This window comes from Streptococcus sp. 27098_8_103, from assembly GCF_041432345.1.
In the GTDB taxonomy this organism is placed as follows: Bacteria; Bacillota; Bacilli; order Lactobacillales; family Streptococcaceae; genus Streptococcus; species Streptococcus mitis_BV.
This window is the reverse complement of sequence record NZ_JAPVZK010000015.1, coordinates 1-21,082: the sequence shown is the minus strand read 5'-3', so window position 1 is coordinate 21,082 and position 21,082 is coordinate 1. Positions and strand designations below refer to the sequence as shown.

General features: G+C 38.8%; 9 protein-coding genes and 1 pseudogene. 1 reads left to right on the top strand and 9 read right to left on the bottom strand.

What is annotated here, in order from left to right; all coding sequences use genetic code 11:
• Nucleotides 1-3: 3 nt before the first annotated feature.
• From ssbA to O3599_RS05835, 7 genes are all read right to left on the bottom strand, one after another.
• Nucleotides 4-474, bottom strand: coding sequence for a single-stranded DNA-binding protein SsbA (ssbA, locus tag O3599_RS05865; protein WP_000609606.1), 471 nt, complete (start codon nucleotides 472-474; stop codon nucleotides 4-6).
• An 11-nt stretch (nucleotides 475-485) separates the two neighbouring features.
• Nucleotides 486-776 carry a 30S ribosomal protein S6 gene (gene rpsF, locus O3599_RS05860; protein WP_001151786.1) on the bottom strand — a complete coding sequence of 97 codons (291 nt, stop codon included), beginning with the start codon at nucleotides 774-776 and terminating at the stop codon, nucleotides 486-488.
• Between the two features lie 163 nt (nucleotides 777-939).
• Nucleotides 940-8,922, bottom strand: a complete 7,983-nt coding sequence (locus O3599_RS05855) for a Rib/alpha-like domain-containing protein (protein WP_371512249.1) — start codon at nucleotides 8,920-8,922, stop codon at nucleotides 940-942.
• Between the two features lie 281 nt (nucleotides 8,923-9,203).
• Nucleotides 9,204-10,547, bottom strand: a complete 1,344-nt coding sequence (asnS, locus tag O3599_RS05850; RefSeq protein ID WP_371512247.1) for an asparagine--tRNA ligase — start codon at nucleotides 10,545-10,547, stop codon at nucleotides 9,204-9,206.
• A 16-nt stretch (nucleotides 10,548-10,563) separates the two neighbouring features.
• Nucleotides 10,564-11,742 (bottom strand): pyridoxal phosphate-dependent aminotransferase, encoded by a 1,179-nt coding sequence (locus O3599_RS05845; RefSeq protein ID WP_371512245.1) that lies wholly within the window; start codon nucleotides 11,740-11,742, stop codon nucleotides 10,564-10,566.
• Complete coding sequence (locus O3599_RS05840) at nucleotides 11,739-12,227, bottom strand: DUF5590 domain-containing protein (protein WP_293964001.1); 489 nt, start codon at nucleotides 12,225-12,227, stop codon at nucleotides 11,739-11,741. The genes O3599_RS05845 and O3599_RS05840 overlap by 4 nt, the downstream gene beginning before the upstream one ends.
• A 300-nt stretch (nucleotides 12,228-12,527) precedes the next feature.
• Nucleotides 12,528-13,724, bottom strand: a complete 1,197-nt coding sequence (locus O3599_RS05835; protein ID WP_371512243.1) for an MFS transporter — start codon at nucleotides 13,722-13,724, stop codon at nucleotides 12,528-12,530.
• A gap of 390 nt (nucleotides 13,725-14,114) precedes the next feature.
• Between O3599_RS05835 and O3599_RS05830 the strand changes: the two genes are divergently transcribed.
• Nucleotides 14,115-14,660 (top strand): NAD(P)H-dependent oxidoreductase, encoded by a 546-nt coding sequence (locus O3599_RS05830; RefSeq protein WP_261017807.1) that lies wholly within the window; start codon nucleotides 14,115-14,117, stop codon nucleotides 14,658-14,660.
• A gap of 126 nt (nucleotides 14,661-14,786) precedes the next feature.
• On the opposite strand, the gene O3599_RS05825 is transcribed toward O3599_RS05830, so the two are convergent.
• A complete protein-coding gene (locus tag O3599_RS05825) occupies nucleotides 14,787-18,671 on the bottom strand; it encodes a YSIRK-type signal peptide-containing protein (RefSeq protein ID WP_371512240.1) in 3,885 nt (1,294 codons plus the stop codon).
• A 150-nt stretch (nucleotides 18,672-18,821) separates the two neighbouring features.
• Nucleotides 18,822-21,082: pseudogene (locus O3599_RS05820) on the bottom strand (hypothetical protein); the annotation flags it as partial.

Sequence of the window (21,082 nt, the reverse complement as noted above, 5' to 3'; positions counted from 1 at the left end):
CCATTAGAATGGTAAATCATCATCTGAAATATCCAATGGATTTGTTGCTCCAAATGGATTTTCATCACGTGAAAAGTCTGGTACTGAATTTGTAGGTGCTGAATAGTTTGCAGTTGGTGCAGAGTAAGCTCCACCTGTATGACCTTCACGCACGCTACGGCTTTCCAACATTTGGAAATTCTCAGCCACGACCTCTGTCACGTAGACACGTTGTCCTTGCTGATTATCGTAACTACGAGTCTGGATACGACCAGTCACCCCGATAAGTGAGCCTTTTTTAGCCCAGTTAGCAAGGTTTTCAGCCTGTTGACGCCACATAACGACATTGATAAAATCAGCCTCACGTTCGCCATTTTGACTCTTAAATGTACGGTTTACTGCAAGAGTAAAAGTCGCAACTGCTACATTTGATGGGGTATAACGCAACTCAGCGTCACGTGTCATACGCCCTACAAGTACAACATTGTTAATCATAGTTTACCTTCTTACGCGTCAGTTTTGACGATCATGTGACGAAGAATGTCAGCGTTGATTTTTGAAAGACGGTCAAACTCTTTAAGAGCTGCATCGTCGTTTGCTTCAACGTTAACGATGTGGTAAAGTCCTTCACGGAAATCTTGGATTTCGTATGCAAGACGACGTTTTTCCCAAGTTTTTGATTCAACAACAGTTGCACCGTTGTCAGTCAAAATAGAGTCAAAACGTGCTACCAAAGCGTTTTTAGCTTCTTCTTCAATGTTTGGACGAATGATATAAAGAATTTCGTATTTAGCCATTGATATGTTCCTCCTTTTGGTCTAATGACCCCAAGACTTTGCAAGGGGTAAGTGAGGTTCGCTCACAATAAACTATTATACTAAAAAACAATTTTTTACGCAAGTAAAAAGACCAAAATAAAAAAAGAAGATGACGAATCATCTTCTCAAAAACTATGAGTTTTTAGTCTTCTTTTTTCTTACGAGCTACAAGTCCGAATGCACTCAACATTCCAAGAAGTCCAAGACTAGCTAGACCAGCCTTATCTTCTGTACCAGTATTTGGTAATTCCTTCTTGTCATTGGCTACGGTTGTTTCAACGGCTACTTGTTTAGAATCTGTAGAACTTGTCTGAACTGGAGTAGCTACTGGTTTTTCTGGACTTGTAGGAGTCTCTTGATTGATTGGTTTTTTCACTTTCTTATAGTGATGTAGTGTATTTCCTTTAGCATCCGTTGTTGAATGACTAAATTCATATCCTTCCAACTCTATTGGATTGTGTTTTCCTTCTTTATCTGAAGTAATTCGGTTACCATTTTCATCAAGATATTCCGTTACAATCTGAACAGTTGAATCGCCATTTTGAGAAATGACTCCTCCACCATTTTGTGATTTAGGTGTTACTGTTACAGGAACTTCCACTGTAATAATTCGACCATCTGGTAATTTGATTTTCACTTTAACAACTGGTTTTGTTCCTGGTGTTTCTGTTGTTGGAATTTCTCCTACTTCAACAATTTCCCATCCTTCTGGTAAACCTACTTTCTTAATAACATCCTCTTTCGTAATTGGTGTTCCAACTTCCACTACAATAGGAGTTACTGTCGGTGTTACGATAATTGGTACCTCTACTTCAATAATTTCTCCAGTTGGAACTTTAATCTTCACTTTAACGCTTGGTTTCACTCCAGCAGGAATTGTTGTTGGGATTTCTCCTACTTCAATAATTTCCCATCCTGGTTCTTTTGGAAGATCGATATGCCCTTTCACATCGTCTGGTGTGATTGGTGTTCCTTGTGGTACAACAATTTGTCTTACGGTTGGCGTAACGATGACTGGTACATCGACAGTAATCTTACGACCATCTGGTAATTCAATCTCTACTGGAACGACTGGTTTTGTTCCTGGTGTAGTTGTTGTTGGAATTTCTCCTACTTTTGTTACCTTCCATCCATTTGGTAATTCAATATGTTTCTGAACATCTTCTGGCGTAACTGGTGTTCCTACTTGAACTACTACAGGTGTTACTTTCGGTGTTACGATTACTGGAATGTTCATCGTTACTCGAATTCCATTTGGTAATTCAATCACAACTGGAATACTTGGTCTTTCACCTGGTATATCAGTTGTTGGTTTATCTCCAATTGAGATAACTTTTACTCCTTTTGGAATGTGTTTTTCAACATCCTCAGCAGTAATTGGATCCCCTTGTTTTTTAACAATATCCTCAATAGGTGTTACATTCACCGGTACTTCTACCGTAACAATTTTTCCATTTGGTAATGTAATTGTTACTTTCACTGGATCTTTCTTACCTGGTGTTGTTAAATCTGGGAGATCTCCTACTTTAACTGTTGCTCCTTCTGGTATCTTAATTTGTTTTAGGACATCCTCTGGAGTCAGTTTTTCTTTTGTTATTGGTGTTTCAATTGGTGTAATTGGTGTTACATTCACTGGTACTTCTACCGTAACTACTTTTCCATTTGGTAAGGTAATCGTTACTTTCACTGGATCTTTCTTACCTGGAGTTGTCAAGTCTGGAATGTTTTCAACATTTGTGACCTTGCCACCTTCTGGAATCTTGATGCCTTTAGTGTAATCCTCCGGTGTTAACGGAGTATTCGTTACTGGCGTTTCAATTTCCTTAACTGGCGTTACATTAACTGGAACGTCAACAGTAATTGTTTTTCCATTTGGTAATTCAACCGTTACTTTAACTGGATCCTTCTTACCTGGAGTTGTCAAGTCTGGAATGTTTTCAACATTTGTGACCTTGCCACCTTCTGGAATCTTGATGCCTTTAGTGTAGTCCTCTGGCGTTAACGGAGTATTCGTTACTGGCGTTTCAATTTCCTTAACTGGCGTTACATTCACTGGGACTTCTACTGTAATCACTTTTCCATTTGGTAATTCAACCGTTACTTTAACTGGATCCTTCTTACCTGGAGTTGTCAAGTCTGGAATGTTTTCAACATTCGTTACTTTACCGCCTTCTGGAATCTTAATTCCTTTAGTATAATCGTCCGGTGTTAATGGTGTGGTTGTTACTGGTGTTTCAATTTCCTTAACTGGAGTAACAGTGACTGGAACATCCACAGTATAAGATTTACCATTTGGTAATGTGATCGTTACTTTTACAGGTGTTTTTTCACCTGGTGTTGTTAAATCTGGAAGATCGCCGACCTTAACAGTTGCTCCTTCTGGAATCTTCATTCCTTTTGTATAATCGTCTTCAGTTAAAGGAGTGTTTGTTACTGGTGTTTCAATCGGTGTTGGTTTTGTTTCAACTACTTTAATAGTAGCTGGAACTTCAACTAACACTTTTCCATCTTTATCTTTTACAACTACAGTAACTGGTTTATCCCCTGGAGTTGTTCCATCATATGGAGTTGTTTGTCCTTCTGGAACTTTGTATTCGAATGTTGAACCTTCTGGATAGTCACTTGGTGTGATACTATCTTCAGCTTTAGGTTTATCTTTATCTTCAGCATTTACTGGAGTTAATTGTTCTTTACCTTGAACGACTTTAATCTTCGCAGGTACTTCTACAATTGTATCTCCATCTGGATCTTTCACGACTACAGTAACATCTTTTTCACCTGGTGTTGTTCCATCATATGGAGTTGTTTGTCCTTCTGGCGTCTTATATTCAAACGTTGAATCTTCTGGATAATCATCTGGTGTAATGCTATCTTGTGGTTTTGGTTTCTTATCACCTTCAGCATTCACTGGAACATACTGTGTCTTAGGTTCTACAACAACAATTTTCGCTGGAATTTCTGTAATTGGTTGTCCGTTTAACTTCGCTACAACTGTTACATCTTTTTCGCCCGGAGTTGTTGTATCTACTGGAGTATTATCTTTATATTCAAATGTTGTTCCAGTTGGGAAATCATTTGGATTAATGTTTTCTTTTGGATCTGGCTGTTTCTTAGCTGGATCTACTGGTACATATTTAGGATAACTTTCTACTACACGTACTGTAGATGGTACTTCCACTAATACTTTATCCCCTTGTTTCACAACAACAGTAACTTTCTTATCACCTGGTGTAGATGTATCTACTTCTTCTTTGTACTCAAATGTTGCATCATCTGGGTAATCATTCGGATCAATACTATCTTCAGGTGATGGTTGTTTCTTACCTTCATCCACTGGAACGATTTGTGGATTTCCTTGTACGACCTTCACTTTTGTTGGTACTTCAACAAGTTTGTCTTCTCCATCTTTTGCAACGACAACTACATCTTTTTCGCCTGGTGTAGTTGTATCTACTGGAGTTTTGTACTCAAATGTTGTGCCATCTGGGTATTGTTCTGGATCAATACTCTTAGATGCATCTGGTTGTGGTTTGCTTGGATCTGCTACTACGTATTGTGTCTTAGGATCTACAACTACTACTTTTGCAGGAACTTCTGTAATTGGTTGACCATTTAGCTTAGCTACAACTGTCACATCTTTTTCACCTGCAGTTGTTGTATCTACTGGTGTCTTATATTCAAATGTTGTACCATCTGGATATTCTCCTGGTGTAACACTATCTTTCGCTTCTGGTTGTGGTTTACTTGGATCTGCTACTACAAATTGTGGTGTGCTACCTACTACACGTACAGTTGCTGGAACTTCAACAATTGTGTTTCCTTGTGGGTCAAGTACTTCAACAACTACATTCTTATCTCCAGTTGTTGTTACATCAATTGGAGATGTTTGTCCATCTGGAGTCTTATATCTAAATGTAGATCCTTCTGGATAATCTGTCTTATCAATGTTCTTTTCTGGATCTGGTTGTTTGTTGCTTTCATCCACTGGTACGATTTGTGGTACACCTTCAACTACTGTAACTGGTACTTTAACTGTTGTAGTTAATGGTTTATCTTGTCCAGGAACTGTGTACTTAACAGTTACTTCTACTTCAGTATCATCTGTTAAGTCAGGAATTGTTACTGGCACTGTATTATCAACAGTAACTGTTGCTCCTTGAGGTAATTTACCTGTAAATGTTCCATCAGCAATTGCTTTTTCAGCTTGAGCTAGTACTTTTTCTTTAGCCTTTTCCTTGTCACTGTTTTTAGCAACTAAAATTTCATCAGCTTCTGGTTTTGGTAAAACTGTTACTGGAACACTTACTGTTTCTGTTAACTTACCATTGTCATATGTTACTGGTACGTCTACTTTAACGTCTGTCGCTCCTGCTTTACCTGCTGTTTCTGGTAATGTTGTTGGTTCACCTTTTGTTCCATCTGTTCCTGGTGTTACAGCTGCTTTCGCTTGATCAGCTGTTGGTTTTTCACCTTCGAACACTACAATTTTACTTGGTGTTGAACCTACTACTGTTACAGGAACTTCTACTTCTTTACTTGCAACTACTTTACCATCTTTTACATACTCTACAACTGCTATTGCTGGTGCTTGTTCTCCAGTTGCTGTTGTTGCTGGTACTGTTTCTGCTTTAACTTCTTTAACTCTTACAGTTACACCAGCTGGTAATTTGCCAGTTGGAACTGCATTAGCTGCTTCAACTACTTTCGCTTTAACAATTTCTTCTAATCCAGTACTATCTTTAAGAACTGTTACTCCTGTTGGTTCTACTTTTGGTAAAACAACTACATCAACTTTAGTTTCTACAGGGATTGTTTCAGTTCCTTTTGTATAAGTTACTGTTGCTGGCACTTCTAATGTTTGACCTGCTTTTTTAGCTGTTGTTGGAATATCAGCAATATCATTTTTAGTTGGAGTAAAGCCGTCTACAGCTGTAGGATTTACTTTTTCTTTCAACTGATCATTTGTTACAGTATCACCTTCAACTGTATACAATTTATTTGTTTCTTGATCTTTTACAGTAATTTTATAAGTAGTTGAATTCACAGCAGTGTCTGCACCTTTATTTGTTCCAGTATCCGTTTCAGTATCTGCAGTAACGACATTTCCGTTACTATCTTTTACTTCAACTTTAACTGTGTAAGTACCAACTTCTGATAATTTAACAGCTGCTGCTTCTGCTGCACTACTATATTCTGTTACTGTTCCTGAAGGAGATGTTAACGTTACTTTTGTAACTGTTGTTTCCTTTTTATTTGGAGCAGTTGTCGCATCATCTTCTCTATCTGTAATTGTTACTGTAGCTGATTTTTGTTTCACTAAGTCTACTGTAGCACCTTTTACTGTAGTATAAGAAGTGGAGCTAATAGATGGAGCATCATTTAATACAGACGCTTTGTCTGAAGAACTTGCTGTTTGCACTACATCGACTGTTCCATTGAACCCAGATGTAGTAGAAATCGTCCATTTATCTCCAGTTTTTGTCGCTGTTACAGTAGAGTTATCATCAGCAGTCCATTTGTCTAGACCTTTATCGTATCTAACAGTTACAACCATACCTTTATTAGTATCAGTTGCTGAAGTTGCTGAACTATTCGCTGCATTTTCTTTATTATAAGTTGTTAGCGTACGAGTAGGATCATTAACAGCTATCACTTTGCCTGTTGCATCTAACGTACGAGTATATTCATAAACATTGAATATTGTTTCCCCATTTTTATCAACATCAACGTATAGGTCACGTTTTAACCATGTAGTCGTTTCATCGCTGTTAACTGTTTTCTTCTCAGCGATTTCAGCTGGTAAATCCCAACGACCTGTTGATTTATTAAAGGTTGCTGTTACATTTTCTCCAAGTTTAGTTTTTAAAGCTACTTCTGCTCTTGTAAATGTTGCTGTTACATTTTCACTACTTGCAGTTACCTTAATATTATCCGTAGCTGCTTTAGCTGTTGCAGTTGGAAGTACTTTTAGATTGAAAGTTTCGCCAACTGTACCGATTTCATCATTAACATTTACAGCTGTATTTGTAGTTTCTGTAACAACCCATTTCCCATCTTTTGCAACAACTTTTGTATTTGTGCCATCTGGTAATGTAATCGTAGCTTCTGAAGCACCTCTTGAAATTGTAATTGGTACTTCTTTATCATATGCATGTACATTTTTCACAGATACTGCAGGTGAAATTTTAAAGGTAGCATGTGCATATGCTTCATTCGCATTCGTTTCTTTATAGTCTCGTGCATAAATTGAGACACGGTAAATCCCTGCTTCAGTCGGTGTCCCTTTAAATCCATTTTTATTTCGTTCAGTCATGTCATTTGAGGCAATTGTGAAACCGACACCAGGAATTTTAGTGTCATCCCCTGTTAAATCTGTAACAGTACTAGCGCCTGCCCCTGTAGTTCCAGTAATTTTCACTCCAGAAACACCAAGAATTGCACGTCCCACAGTTTCTCTAATCGTTGCTGTACGGTTAAGAGGATTTCCATTTTCATCCGTTAAACTATAAGGAAAATTTCTACCATTTGGTGCACCGGCATGGGAAGCTCCAGCATCTCTATAGTCTACTGGTACTACAAGTTCTTCTCCTACTTTACCTTCTTTAACGGCATCGTTAATTTCTAACGTAGGTGGCGTCCCATCTTTCCATGCTGTACCACCGTATCTATGTAGATCTAACGGAATTCTTACATTTTTTCCAGTTTTGGTATTAGTAAAAGTAACTGTCGCCACTAGTTTTTGATAGTTAAATGGACTACTATGCGTTACAACACCTTGTATACTATCCGATTGTTTATCATATACTAATCCCCCAGGCATATTTGATACTGTAAAATCAGAAACAGTCCAACCAGCCTTTTTAGCAGCTTCTGTTACTTCAATACGTTTACTTACATCTTTAACGTATACTTTATCAATTCCTTGTTCATATCCAAGTTTATAAATACTAGAAAGTAAATATTCATAAGGTCCATTTCCATAGTAGGTCGCTGGAACTAAACTTGAAATTCTAGTATTATTATAACGTAGTTTTCCACGCCATAGAGGAGCTTCTTCGATAAGTTTTTGAACTTCTGCTGCTGGTAACTTCAAGCCGTAATCTATACGTCCTTTTACATCATTTTCTTTACCATAATATGTATAGTTAGATGGTCCAGGACTTTGTCTTGTTCCAGCTCTTTGATCAGAAAACACTCTAAACTCTAAGCCTGCAGCAGCTGCTATTTCCTCTGGAGTATCAACACCTAAATTACCTTCTCCATCATGGTGACTACCAAATGGCATTGTATAGGTATCCCAACCAGTAAAGTTTTTTCGTGATACTGTACTTGTACTTCCGATAATATCTTTCGCAGTTGGTTGCGCTGGATTTGTTGGTGTGATTGTATCACTTGTTCCTGTGGTTGTTGTAGAAGTAGCTGCAGCATCGTTACTAGATGTACCTGTTGCATCATTAGTTGCTGTATCTCCTCTAAAACCACTCTCACCTTTTCCAGGAATCACTTGTCCGTTACGTGAATCTTGATTTTTATTTTCTTTTTCTTCTTTCTTGTCTGCAGTTGCTTTTGGCATACTTTCAATAACGAAAGCTTTACCGTTTACTGCTGATGTAGCTTTTGCTACTTCTTCTTTTGTTGCAGCTTCATTTGCAACTACAGCTTTTGCACTTGCTAATGCTGCTTTTGCAGACTCAATTGCCGAAGCTGTTTTTTCAGTTGATGCTGCTTTTGCTAAAGCTGCTTCTAAACGAGCAATAGCTGCTTCCAACTTGCTTGTGTCAGCTTTTGGTGTTTCAGTTGGTGCTTCTGCAGCTTTTGGTGTTTCTGCTGGTGCTGCCTCAGGAGCTGATGTTGCTAGTTGCTCAGCTGTTTGTGCTTCCACAGTTGATGTAGAAGTTTCAGTTGAAGCTACAGGCTTGGTTGAATCTGCTTGATTTCCAGCATCAGAGTTAACCTGTTCGCTAGTCACTGTAGCTGATGTACCTGGCTCCTGAGCCTGAACAGTCGCTGCCCCACCAAACATCATATAGGCTGCCACAGCTACTGACGCTGCTCCAAAACTATACTTACGGATTGAAAAGCGCTGGACTTTTTGTCCGTGGTACTTGTCCATTCTTGAATACATATTTTCTCCTTTTTAAATAATTAAATAAATTTTAATTGCGGAATCACACCCAAGTATTTCAAAAAATCCTCCATTTCCAGCTTAATTTATACATTAAAGCAGCTACACTTAGGTACTTAATTCCTAACTTACATTATAACATTATTTCAACTAAACTGTCTACGTTTATGTACAAAATATGAGGATTTTATATATATATATATATATATCAATCACTGTTTTGTGTAATTTCATCATAAAAAATAAAAGGCCAATTTGACCTTTTACTTTTATATATTTATTTACGGTTTAATACGGTGCAACATACGTGGGAATGGGATAGCTTCACGGATGTGTTTTGTTCCTGCTGCAAAGGTTACCATACGTTCGATACCGATACCAAATCCTCCGTGAGGAACTGTACCGTATTTACGAAGGTCAAGGTAGAATTCGTACTCTGCACGGTCCATACCAAGTTCATCCATCTTAGCAACTAATGCATCGTAGTCTTCCTCACGCATAGAACCACCGATGATTTCTCCATAGCCTTCTGGAGCGAGCAAGTCTGCACAAAGCACGCGCTCTGGATTTCCAGGAACTGGTTTCATGTAGAAGGCCTTGATGGCTGCTGGATAGTTCATGACAAATGTTGGCACACCAAAGTGGTTTGAAATCCAAGTTTCATGTGGTGAACCAAAGTCATCACCATGCTCAAGATGTTCGTAGTCAGCGTCTTCATCATTTTCATGCTCTTGCAAGAGGTCAATAGCTTGATCGTAAGTGATGCGTTTGAATGGCTCTGCAATGTAGCGTTTCAAGAGCTCTGTATCACGTTCCAATGTTTCCAAGGCTTGAGGTGCACGATCAAGAACACCTTGAAGAAGAGCTTTTACATAAGCTTCTTGCAAGTCAAGTGACTCGTCGTGTGTCAAGTATGAATACTCTGCGTCCATCATCCAGAACTCAGTCAAGTGACGGCGTGTTTTTGATTTTTCAGCACGGAATACTGGACCAAAGTCAAAGACACGACCAAGGGCCATAGCACCTGCTTCTAGGTAAAGCTGACCTGACTGGCTCAAATAAGCTGGCGTTCCGAAGTAGTCCGTTTCAAAGAGTTCTGTTGAATCTTCTGCTGCATTTCCTGAAAGAATTGGGCTATCAAACTTCATGAAGCCGTTCTTGTCAAAAAACTCATAAGTTGCATAGATAATCGCGTTACGAATTTGCATCACCGCTACTTGCTTACGAGAACGGAGCCACAAGTGACGGTTGTCCATCAAGAAGTCTGTCCCGTGTTCTTTTGGTGTGATTGGGTAGTCTTGAGATTCACCGATTACTTCGATGTCTGTAATATCCAACTCATAGCCAAACTTAGAACGTTCGTCTTCTTTGACAATACCTGTCATATAAACAGACGTTTCTTGACTCAAGCGTTTGATAACATCAAACTTTTCAGCTCCTACTTCTTCACCAAATTTTTCTACAAAGTTTGGTTTAAAGGCTACACCTTGGAAAAAGGCTGTTCCGTCACGCAATTGCAAAAAGGCAATTTTTCCTTTTCCTGATTTATTGGCAACCCAAGCCCCAATCGTCACTTCCTGACCAACATAGTCTTTTACATCAATAATCGTTACACGTTTTGTCATTATTTTTCCTTTTCTTTTATTTTTCCATAAATACTTTCAAGCGTTTAACTGCTTCTTTAAGCGTGTCTAGGTCTGTCGCATAGCTGAGGCGGACATTTTCTGGCGCTCCAAAGCCTGCTCCTGTTACCAAGGCTACTTCAGCTTCTTCTAAGATAGCGGTTGTAAATTCTGTCACATCTGTATAGCCTTTCATCTCCATGGCCTTTTTGACATTTGGGAAGAGGTAGAAGGCTCCTTGCGGTTTGACCACTTCAAATCCTGGCACTTCTGCAAGAAGGGGATAAATGGTATTGAGACGTTCTTCAAAAGCCTGACGCATGCTTTCTACAGTATCTTGTTCACCTAATAGAGCCTCAACTGCTGCATATTGGGCTACTGCTGACGGATTCGAGGTTGTTTGACCTGCAATCTTGGACATGGCAGCGATAATGTCTGCTTCACCGACAGCATAACCAATCCGCCAACCAGTCATAGCATAGGTTTTAGACACACCATTGATGACCACTGTTTGCTTGCGAATCGCTTCGGATAGGCTAGAAATCGGTGTGAACTCATGACCATTGTAGACCAAGCGACCATAGATATCATCTGCTAGGATGAGAATATCATTTTCTACAGCCCAGTTTCCGATTGCCAAGAGTTCCTCACGAGTGTAAATCATACCTGTGGGGTTAGATGGCGAATTCAACACCAAAACCTTTGTCTTATCTGTGCGAGCTGCTTCCAACTGCTCCACAGTTACTTTAAAGTGATTGTCTTCTTTGGCTTGGACAAAGACTGGAATCCCTTCTGCCATCTTGACCTGGTCTCCATAACTAACCCAATATGGGGTTGGGATAATAACTTCATCACCTGGATTAACCACAGCCATAAAGAAAGTATAGAGTGAGAACTTAGCACCAGTAGCAAATGTGACTTCGTTGGCCGCCACGGAATAACCATAATAACGCTCAAAATAGGTATTGACTGCTGCTTTTAACTCAGGCAAACCTGAAGCTACCGTATAGAAAGAAGCACGTCCATCTCGAATGGCTGCAACAGCTGCATCTTGAATATTTTTGGGAGTATGGAAATCGGGCTGACCTAAAGTTAAGAAAAGTACATCTTTTCCTTCAGCTTTTAACTTCTTTGCTCTTGCATCACTAGCCAGAGTGACGCTTTCTTCCATTTCTAAAACACGGTTGGATAGTTTCATAGGCCCTCCTTATTGACCAATGCTCCTGTTTCAAAATCTACTAGATAAAAATCAGAGCCTGACTTGACTTCCCAGATTGGCTTATCTTGATAACGGCCAAAGGTAATCTTGTCAATCTCGCCAGCTCCTTTTTCCTTAGAAACCGCTTCTGCTTTTTCTTGTGAAACACCCTGATTTAGCTGATAAACGTAAATCTTATGATCATCTTTCCCAATCAGGACAGCAAGTGCTTCTTGCTGTTTATTACGCCCAAGAACGCTGTAATAGGATTCCAAGCCATTGTATAAGTCAACCTGATCAGCCTGCTCTAATCCTGCATACTGTTGAGCTAATTTTTCTCCTTCACTTTTAGCTGTTTGATAGGGTTTCATACTCAGAAACACCAGATACAGAAAGGAAGCACTGATAACCACAAACAAAATCGTCATCCCTAGACCATACTGCCACAGTAGATTATTTTTTGCTTTGTTTTGTCTTTTTTTCACTCGTCTATTTTACCATCTATTGGGCTTTATTACAAGCGAATGCAAGAATACTCTTCCAAAATCTCTTCAAACCACGTCAGCTTTATCTGCAACCTCAAAGCTGTGCTTTGAGCAACCTGCGGCTAGCTTCCTAGTTTGCTCTTTGATTTTCATTGAGTATAAGCAACCAATTCTATTTCTTCCTTCAAAGCAAACCGATTTTTCTTGATTAAAACCGAGCAGGAAAAGTAAAGACAACTCCAAAATCAACCTATTAAAAAACCTGAGCTTTGATACTCAAGTTTTCGTAGTTTTTTTGATCTATGGGATCACTTTATCATCCATTCTTTTAGCCATTTTTCCTAAAAAGATAGCTAGTAGAAGGCTAATCATGACTAAAAAGAAGCCTAAATAAAGAAATGTTAGTACAAAGCCTAAATGGTCAATCAACCAGCCTGTCAGTGGAAAGAAGACAATCATACTGAGGCTAAACATCATAGAGTAGACACTTAGCATGGTTGCCCTTACTTCACTTGGGAGCCGCTCTTGCAAATCATTGTCAAAAATCGGCTTAAAAAGAGCATGCAGAGCATTACTAATCAAATAAATCAAAATATAGATTAGAGGTGTTCCAAAGTAGGACAGCAGGTAGGTAACTCCAGTCAGCAGGACGAGAATAGGAAAAAGCTTCAAGGCAGCATAGTTCTTTCCAATCTTACTCGCTAGATAGACTGCGACGATATTCAAGAGACTACCAAGTAGCATAACTGCTGAAATTTGCCAACCACTTAAATCTGGTAACTGATTTTGATAGTAAAAATAAAACATGCACATGAGTACTCCGACAATCTGAGATAAAATCATCCAGTTTAAAAGCATGGGATTTCTCTTCAACTCATCCTTAACAGTCCAAATAATTTGTTTCATGGTCACACTATCAGCTTTTTCTACCTTGACACTGGGTTCTTTCAGCATCCAAATCAAGAAAAGAACTATGATAGAAGTCGCAATCATGATATAGTAGGTCAGGTGCAATTGACCATGAACAAAAAATCCTGCTAGCACTGTCCCAAAAGACTGGGTTCCTTCTGACACTCCTGATAGGAAACTTGAAATGGATAGGTAACGCTCCTTTAGTCCAGCCTCTACAGCCGAGTCATAGACCATTGCCGCGCTTGTTCCTGAATCAAAATTATAAGACAAGGCACTTACCGCCATAGCTAGTGCATAAATCCAAAAATTTCCCTGCCCAGCCAACATAAGAATAGAGGACACAATTCCTGCTATTCGACTTAAATAAAGGTTAGTCTTATAGGAATAACGGTCAGCTAACATACCAGATGGAATTTCACAGAGAAGACTGGTCGTATGAAAAATACTTTCCAGAAGTCCAATCTGCCAAAGAGACATTCCATTTTGACTGAGAAAGAGAATCCAAAAACTGGTAATCCCTAAAAATGCAAAAAACTCAACTCCAGCCATCAGGCCAATATTTTTCCGATAATTTCTTATTAACATCTTTTCTCCTTTAACAAGTGTATTGTTATTTCTTTTGTCCGTCACTTGTTAATCTGTTCCTTACATGATTTCCACCCCTTTTTAGAAGCATTCTTCAATGCCATTATTGTTCGTCTAATTGTTCATGAAATAATACCGGAAAATAGCCGTTCTACGGTTTCTTTTTCGAGTTTTCTTGTTTATTTTAGCACTTATGTCATCATATTACAAGAGAATATAGGAATGCTCTGCGAAAACCCAATGCATTCCAGTCGCAAGTGATTAGATATCCTGCAATTTTATAGTTTTAATTATCTCTGAGCAAATTTCTTGCAAGTCCTTTTGTTTTGTTGTAATATATTTTATAACAACGAGGAAATTCTCGAGAATTTAAGAAAAAGGAGACACATCATGTCTAAAAAAGTATTATTTATCGTCGGATCCCTACGCCAAGGTTCTTTCAACCACCAAATGGCCCTAGAAGCTGAGAAAGTACTTGCTGGTAAAGCGGAAGTTAGCTACCTCGATTACTCATCTCTTCCTCTCTTTAGCCAAGATTTGGAAGTTCCAACTCATCCAGCTGTAGCGGCTGCTCGTGAAGCAGTTCTCGCTGCTGATGCCATCTGGATTTTCTCTCCAGTCTACAACTTCTCTATCCCTGGTACAGTGAAAAACTTGCTTGACTGGCTATCTCGTGCCCTTGACTTGTCTGATACACGTGGCGCTTCTGCCCTTCAAGACAAGTTTGTCACAGTATCGTCTGTAGCCAATGCAGGTCACGATCAACTCTTCGCTATCTACAAAGATCTCTTGCCATTTATCCGTACACAAGTCGTTGGAGACTTTACTGCCGCACGTGTCAATGACTCTGCCTGGGCAGACGGAAAATTGGTTCTCGAAGAAACAGTCTTAAACTCACTTGAAAAACAAGCTCAAGACTTGATTGCAGCGATCTAGTAAAAAATAGAAAATTTTAAGAAGTCTTTAATATAAAAATGAGTAACTTTTGATGTAAAGTTGCTCATTTTTTTGCGTTATCTAATACTATCCTATTAGTTAAATCAGCAGTGACACTTCTTTAATTTAACGATGCCGTCTAGCATGAGCACGACTTCCTGGTCCAGTTCTGACTAATTTAACTTGTTTACCATGATGTGAAGGAACATGGTGTACTGGTCTATGATGAGGTCTCGTTAAATGCGGTTTAGGCTGAACACTTGGTTTTGGATGAGTTACAACTACGTTTGGTTTTGTAACAACTCCGACCACATGCGTGTAGCTAGTAGTACCGGTATGAATAACACTTGTCACCTCTGAATGAGTTTCGGTTTCATTTGTTGTAATAGTGACAATCGGTGTTGTAGGACCCGCTGTTGCCGCGTTTGAAGTAACAGTAGTTGTCGTTGTAGTTGTAGTCGTAGCTGCTCCACCAGGAACAGGTCTTGTCTCTGTTTTCTTATTAACAGATGTTTGTGAAGAAAAATCTGTTGGTTTAATTGCAGCCAAGGCTTCAGCTGGAGTTAAGCTAGGTTTTAAATCAGTAGTCGCTACCGGTTTTGGTTGCACAACTGGTGTTGGTGTAAGTGGAGTAGATACTACTGGTTTAACCGTTATTACCGATGCAGGTGCTACTGGTTTTACTGGAGCAACTGGTTGTGGTGTAGCAACAGGCGCTGGAGTTACTGGTGTTGAAACTACTGGTTTGACCGTTGTTACTAGTGTTGATGGTGCTACTGGTTTTGGTTGAACTACAGGCGCTGGCTTAGCAGGAGTTGACACTGCTGGTTTAACAGGTATTACTGGCTTGACCGATACAACGGGTCTTGCAACAATTGGTGATGATGCAACAACTGGATTCAGAACAGTCAAAACTGGTTTGATAGAAATTCCATTCCCTTGACCAGAAGGAGTTGCTGCAATAGTTGTTACTCCTTGCGGAGTGACATTTGGTTTATGAACAGTCCTATCCACTGAAGCTACTGGTTTATCATCAATTCTTGTGATTTTCCAATTATCATAAATAACAGCACCAGTAACGAGGTTAACTCTCGCCACTCTTTCAAAAACTACAGATCGAACTACATCTTTGAAAGCTTGTTTACCATCTTTTTGATATTTGTAGTGAATGGTCTGTTTGGTCATTTTTCTTAGTGTATCCAAGTTTTCAACCGATTTAGGCCAAACAGGTGACAATGCATCTTCTGCTACTAATGGATTTCCAGCAATTGGTTTAGGATCATCTGCTGTGACAGTCACAACTTTTTCGATTAATTGAACTGAGAATACTTGATCAGTTTGTTTTTCACTATCAAAGCGTTTATCATTAGCATTTGCAAAACCATCATGTACTAATTCATATCCTTGTTTTAGGTATTGATTAATACGAGTTTTTGAATTATAAGCAATTGCTTCACCTGGAAGACCAACTACACTATCCACATTTCCTAAAACCTTAGGACTTGTTTCTGTTTGATTTAGGTATTTAACCTGTGCTTTTTGTTGAGCAAGATAATCATAAACAACATGGATATCGGCCTGTGTCAAATGTCCCTTACTATTAGCAGGTGTTTGTGACAAGACATATACTACACCATCTTTTTCGAAACGTTCAGGAACTTTAGCAGTCACATCATAGTTATTTCCCAACAAGTTAATGAGATTTGAACTCTTATCATGTGGTGTATTGAATGTTTCTAAAATAGCTTGACTGGTTTTATCACGATACTGAATATCAACTTTACCAAATTTAACTTCTTCGTACACAGCTACCACGTTGGCTTGAGCTCGTGTAATCGTACCAGATGTCTTCGTATTACTATAAAAACGATCATTCTGTGCATACTCTTTGAAGACATAATATTTACCATTTGGTGAATGCAATAAATAAGGCGCTGTGATAGATGTTGTTTGAATTCCTTTGTTTTCTTGAACTTCTGTCTCAGTTGTATTTCTCTCCAAAGTAGCTACATAGCTAGTATCAATTTTGGTAGATGGTCTTACAGTAGTGAATTTGTCTTGAAGGATACCTCCATTTTCCACCGCTGCAATGGCAGGAAGAAGCATTTTCCCTTGAGTATCAACGAAGCGAACAGCTACATCTCCATATACAAGGCGCCCATCTGTTCTAACCATATCTGGGTTGGCAATTTTCCAGTCAGAATCAGCAGCTTGTTCGTATTGGTCTGTAAGATTTTTACCTTTGGCATCAACAACTGTCAATGTTCCTGAAACATTCGATTTAAAACCATTTCTAGCTTCATTCAGATAATTAACTGTGTGACTTGTTGGAACACGGTCAACTCCAAAATCTTTTGTACGTAATACATAAGTTCTTCCAGCCAACATCTTTCCAGATACTAATTCAAAGGTTAATTCATTATCTGTCGCCTTAAGAATCTTAAATTTGGCATGTTGATCAGGCTCTTCACGAGGTGCTTCCAAAATAACATTATGGCGATTTACCCTTGTTCTTGATGTATCAGGGCTAGTATTTATCATTTCGACATTGTGGGCACCACGTTCAATAAATTCACCAACAGTAGCAAACTTATTGAATTCTGTATCATTGATACGAACAGTGAAACGAGTCCCTGCACTAAAGTTTGATTTCCATGTTCCAATACGAAGGGTAGTGTTGTATGTCTTGATACTTCCATCATCATCCAACATCACATCACCTGTGAAGTTAGCTGTAGCAGGTGTATCATAAACTTTAGGTGCTCCGATATCTGTTTTAATCACAGTGTAATTCTTAGTGACTACATTTTGACCATTAACTGAGATAACACCAGTTACAGATTTATCCACATTCACTCGAGGATAACGAATTCCACCTCTGTATTGAAGTTCAAAAGTAACATCGTCTAGGCGTTCAATTTCGTCAGTGAAACGGTATGTTGCTTCAATATGACTTCCTTTGTCAACTAAATCCCATGATTCTTTTGTGTCCAAAGCAACGTCACGATCTCCACGTGAAGCCCAGTATGAAAGGCTTCCAGCTTTGGCATTATCATTTTTCTGAACCAGACTCACTCGTTCTGCAAAAACTTTACCTTCAGCAACCAATTTTTGAGGAAGATTATTGTCTTGCGGTAATTCCTTCAAGCCAATTGTGAAGATATCCCCCTTATGATAGACACCATTTTTAAATTTTAATTGGAAACGATAATCAGCAATACCTGTTGAAGTCACACGATCCGCCATATCGATTGTACCACTGGCAATAATATTTCCATTATCGATTGCTACATCTTGTGTTTGAATTGGCGATAGACTAGCGCTAATTTTCTTGCCATGTCCTGCACGTTGCAACTCAGTATACACTGTTTCAATAGCTGAATACAGTTGATTTAATTGAGTCTTAAGATTTTCTGCACTCACAGATGAATCTTTTAATAAGGCTTTTGATTGTGAAATCTGAATGGTGGCTGCCTTAACAGCTTCTTGAACTAAGGCTTTTTCTTCAGCTTTACGTTCTGCTTCTTGAGAATAACGTAAAGCGACTTGATTTAAAACTTCTGCTTCTGATACAACCTGATCCAGAGTAGTTTTTTCGACTGATTTTTCTTCTTTTACCTTTTCACTTGAAGCAGGTGAAGTAGTTTTTTCTTCGCTAGGTTTTACTTCTTTAGAGGTTAATTCTTTTGAGTCAGAATTTTTTGTCTCAGCTACTACTTTAGATTCTGCTTCCTTCTTTAGAAGGGCATTGACATCTAATTCTTCTTTTTCCAAAACTGGAGCTTGAAGAGTGGAAGGCAATTCTGCTATTTTTTCCTCTGAATTTCTTTGCTTGGTCTCGTCTGGTTTTGTAGAGACTTTTTGTTCTTCTTTTTCAGTTCGATGTGAATCTACTTTCTGTTCATCTGCACTCACACCTGAATAAGTAGCAAAAACCATTAAGGCAGCTACAGCAACAGATACTGCACCAAAACTTGATTTTCTAATGGAATACTTGTTTACCTTATTCATTTGATTCCGTTTTACTCTTGAATACATATATTTTCTCTCTAACTTTTTATGATAAAAAAGGGAGTGGAATTGATGCTGTATTGACATACATTCTCACTCCCTAAAACACTACACTTACAATCTTTTGTTGTCTAGAGTTTTGTTTTGATTTTATTCATCTCTTTTTGCTTTTCCAACTAAACTGAATCCAGCAATTAAGCCCAGTACTCCCAGAACTTGAGCCATTCCAGAAGAGTGACCTGCAGTTTTAGGAAGTTCTTTTTCATTCTCTCTGGAAACTGGAGTTTGGTTTGGAACTTCTGACGGCACATGTGGAGCCGGGGTTTGCGTTGGAACCGGAGTTGGGATTGGGGCTGGAGTCGGTACTGGATCCGGCGTAACTTGTGGGGTTGGGGTTGGAGTCGGAATTGGAGTTGGAGTTGGAGTCGGAATTGGGATTGGTTGAACATTTCTATAAGTTACAGTTACAACCTGATTTTCAGTTTCTGCTGTAATTCCTTGAACAGAATCTACTTTAGCAAGATCAGGATTGTAGCCTGCAATGCTTGGAGATACCACTTCGTCAAAACTTGTCACTCCATCTTCAGCAACCCAAGATGTACTTGTAGTCTTACCTGTCACATTATCGATACTTAACATACGTGAAAAGCTTACTTGATCATGGTGATCTTCACTTGCTTTTGTACCATCTGCAAATACATAATGAATCGTTCTTTCCACAAGTTTTGGAGTATCTTTTTTAACAGTGATTTTATGTTTCAATAGGACTGTATATTCTTGAACTTTTGTTTCATCTGTATCAAAAGTTGCATCTGTAGGGAAACCATCTTTCTGCAATAAGTAGCCTTTTTCAATCAATGGTTTCAAAACAGTTTCTGTCGTATAGGCAATCTTTTCTCCAGATTTACCAGTAACATTGTCTGTATGAACGACCTCATCCTTATTATCAACATCTATATAACGAATCACTGCAACTTGATCTGTCTTGACGTAAGTTATCTTTGTATCTTCACCTGGATTTTTAGGTGTGACACTTGTACGCTCTGGTTTGTAGCCTAGAATTTCAGGTACTGCTGTTTCTCCAGCTTTACGAGGATCATTTGCATCATTCAGGTATTGTGGTTGAGGAGCATTTGCAATCACATTTCCAGAAGCATCTACTGGAATGATTTTACCCAAAGCTCTATATGTAACTGTATCTATTGCTCTTGGCAGATCTGGCGTAACTGTCTTAGCACCAGCTTCTGCTTTATCAGCAAAATATCCTGTCACAACTGGTACTTTAACTGTTCCATAGGTATGGTTCTTGTTTTCCCAAGTTGTTTCTTTAGTCGCTTCATTATATGATCCCTTGAAGACAAAGTCATTTTGCACATTATCTTTAGGAGTTGCAGAACCTGCACCAGTAAAGCTTACAGTTTGCTCAGTTTCCTTAGTTAATGAATCAATAATTTCGTTATATGTTACAAAGGTATCTTTTCCGATGCGATCAGGATCAGATTCGTCATTTGGTTCGATTGTCTTGTCAACAATATTATATCCCCAAACAGTTGGTTGCTCGTTATTTAATACATGGAATTTTGGAGCTTCAGGAATTTTTGTTTCTGCTGCTTTTGTTGCATCGTTTGGATCATTATCATAGTACTTATAGAGAGCGTCTTCAATGTTTTGTACAACCTCTCCTTGTTTATTGATATATTGTCCTTTATTATTGACTGCTACAATACGTCCCATTTCTTTCAGGTCAACATTAACTTCTGTATCTTGAGGAGAATTTGGATTAACCTCCATTGTTCCTACTTTATTTACAGTAGCATAAAATTTTGGTGTAACAGGAGTTCGTACAGCTTTGAACACTGCATTCACGGATGAATTTGCTTCTGAATTAGTTGAACTATCTGGTTTTGCTGCAGCAGCGCGCTTACCTCTAGATGAACGGCGTACAGAACGCTCACCATTTTCAGTCACAGTTAAGCCTACTGGAGACACTTGAGAATTATTAACTTGTGTAGCTAAAAGATTCTCTGAAACTGGAGCTACTTCTGACAAAGCTCGTCTGCTTCTAGATGATCTAGCAACTCTTGATTCACCATTATTCGTAACTGATGGTTGAGATGCTACTGGAGCTACAACATCTTGGTTCTTAATTCCAGTAATCTTCCATTGTTCATAATGGATATCACCAGATACCAAATTCACAAGAGCATTTCTTTCATAGCTGATATGTTGATCAATTGTTCCATATGCAGCTTTTCCATTTTTAAGGTAACGGAAGTTAATACGGCGACTTATTGTTTGAGTCAATTTCTCCATTCTCTCAACAGTGCCTGGCCAATTTGGTGTATTTGGTTGTCCCGGATTGACTGGGGTGTTGGGTTGCGGTTTAGGATCTTTCGGTGTTACACGTTCGA

What these genes read in the sequence shown, in the direction of transcription:
- ssbA (WP_000609606.1), bottom strand. Translation starts at nt 474, where the DNA reads ATGATTAACAATGTTGTACTTGTAGGGCGTATGACACGTGACGCTGAG.
- rpsF (WP_001151786.1), bottom strand. Translation starts at nt 776, where the DNA reads ATGGCTAAATACGAAATTCTTTATATCATTCGTCCAAACATTGAAGAA.
- O3599_RS05855 (WP_371512249.1), bottom strand. Translation starts at nt 8,922, where the DNA reads ATGTATTCAAGAATGGACAAGTACCACGGACAAAAAGTCCAGCGCTTT.
- asnS (WP_371512247.1), bottom strand. Translation starts at nt 10,547, where the DNA reads ATGACAAAACGTGTAACGATTATTGATGTAAAAGACTATGTTGGTCAG.
- O3599_RS05845 (WP_371512245.1), bottom strand. Translation starts at nt 11,742, where the DNA reads ATGAAACTATCCAACCGTGTTTTAGAAATGGAAGAAAGCGTCACTCTG.
- O3599_RS05835 (WP_371512243.1), bottom strand. Translation starts at nt 13,724, where the DNA reads ATGTTAATAAGAAATTATCGGAAAAATATTGGCCTGATGGCTGGAGTT.
- O3599_RS05830 (WP_261017807.1), top strand. Translation starts at nt 14,115, where the DNA reads ATGTCTAAAAAAGTATTATTTATCGTCGGATCCCTACGCCAAGGTTCT.
- O3599_RS05825 (WP_371512240.1), bottom strand. Translation starts at nt 18,671, where the DNA reads ATGAATAAGGTAAACAAGTATTCCATTAGAAAATCAAGTTTTGGTGCA.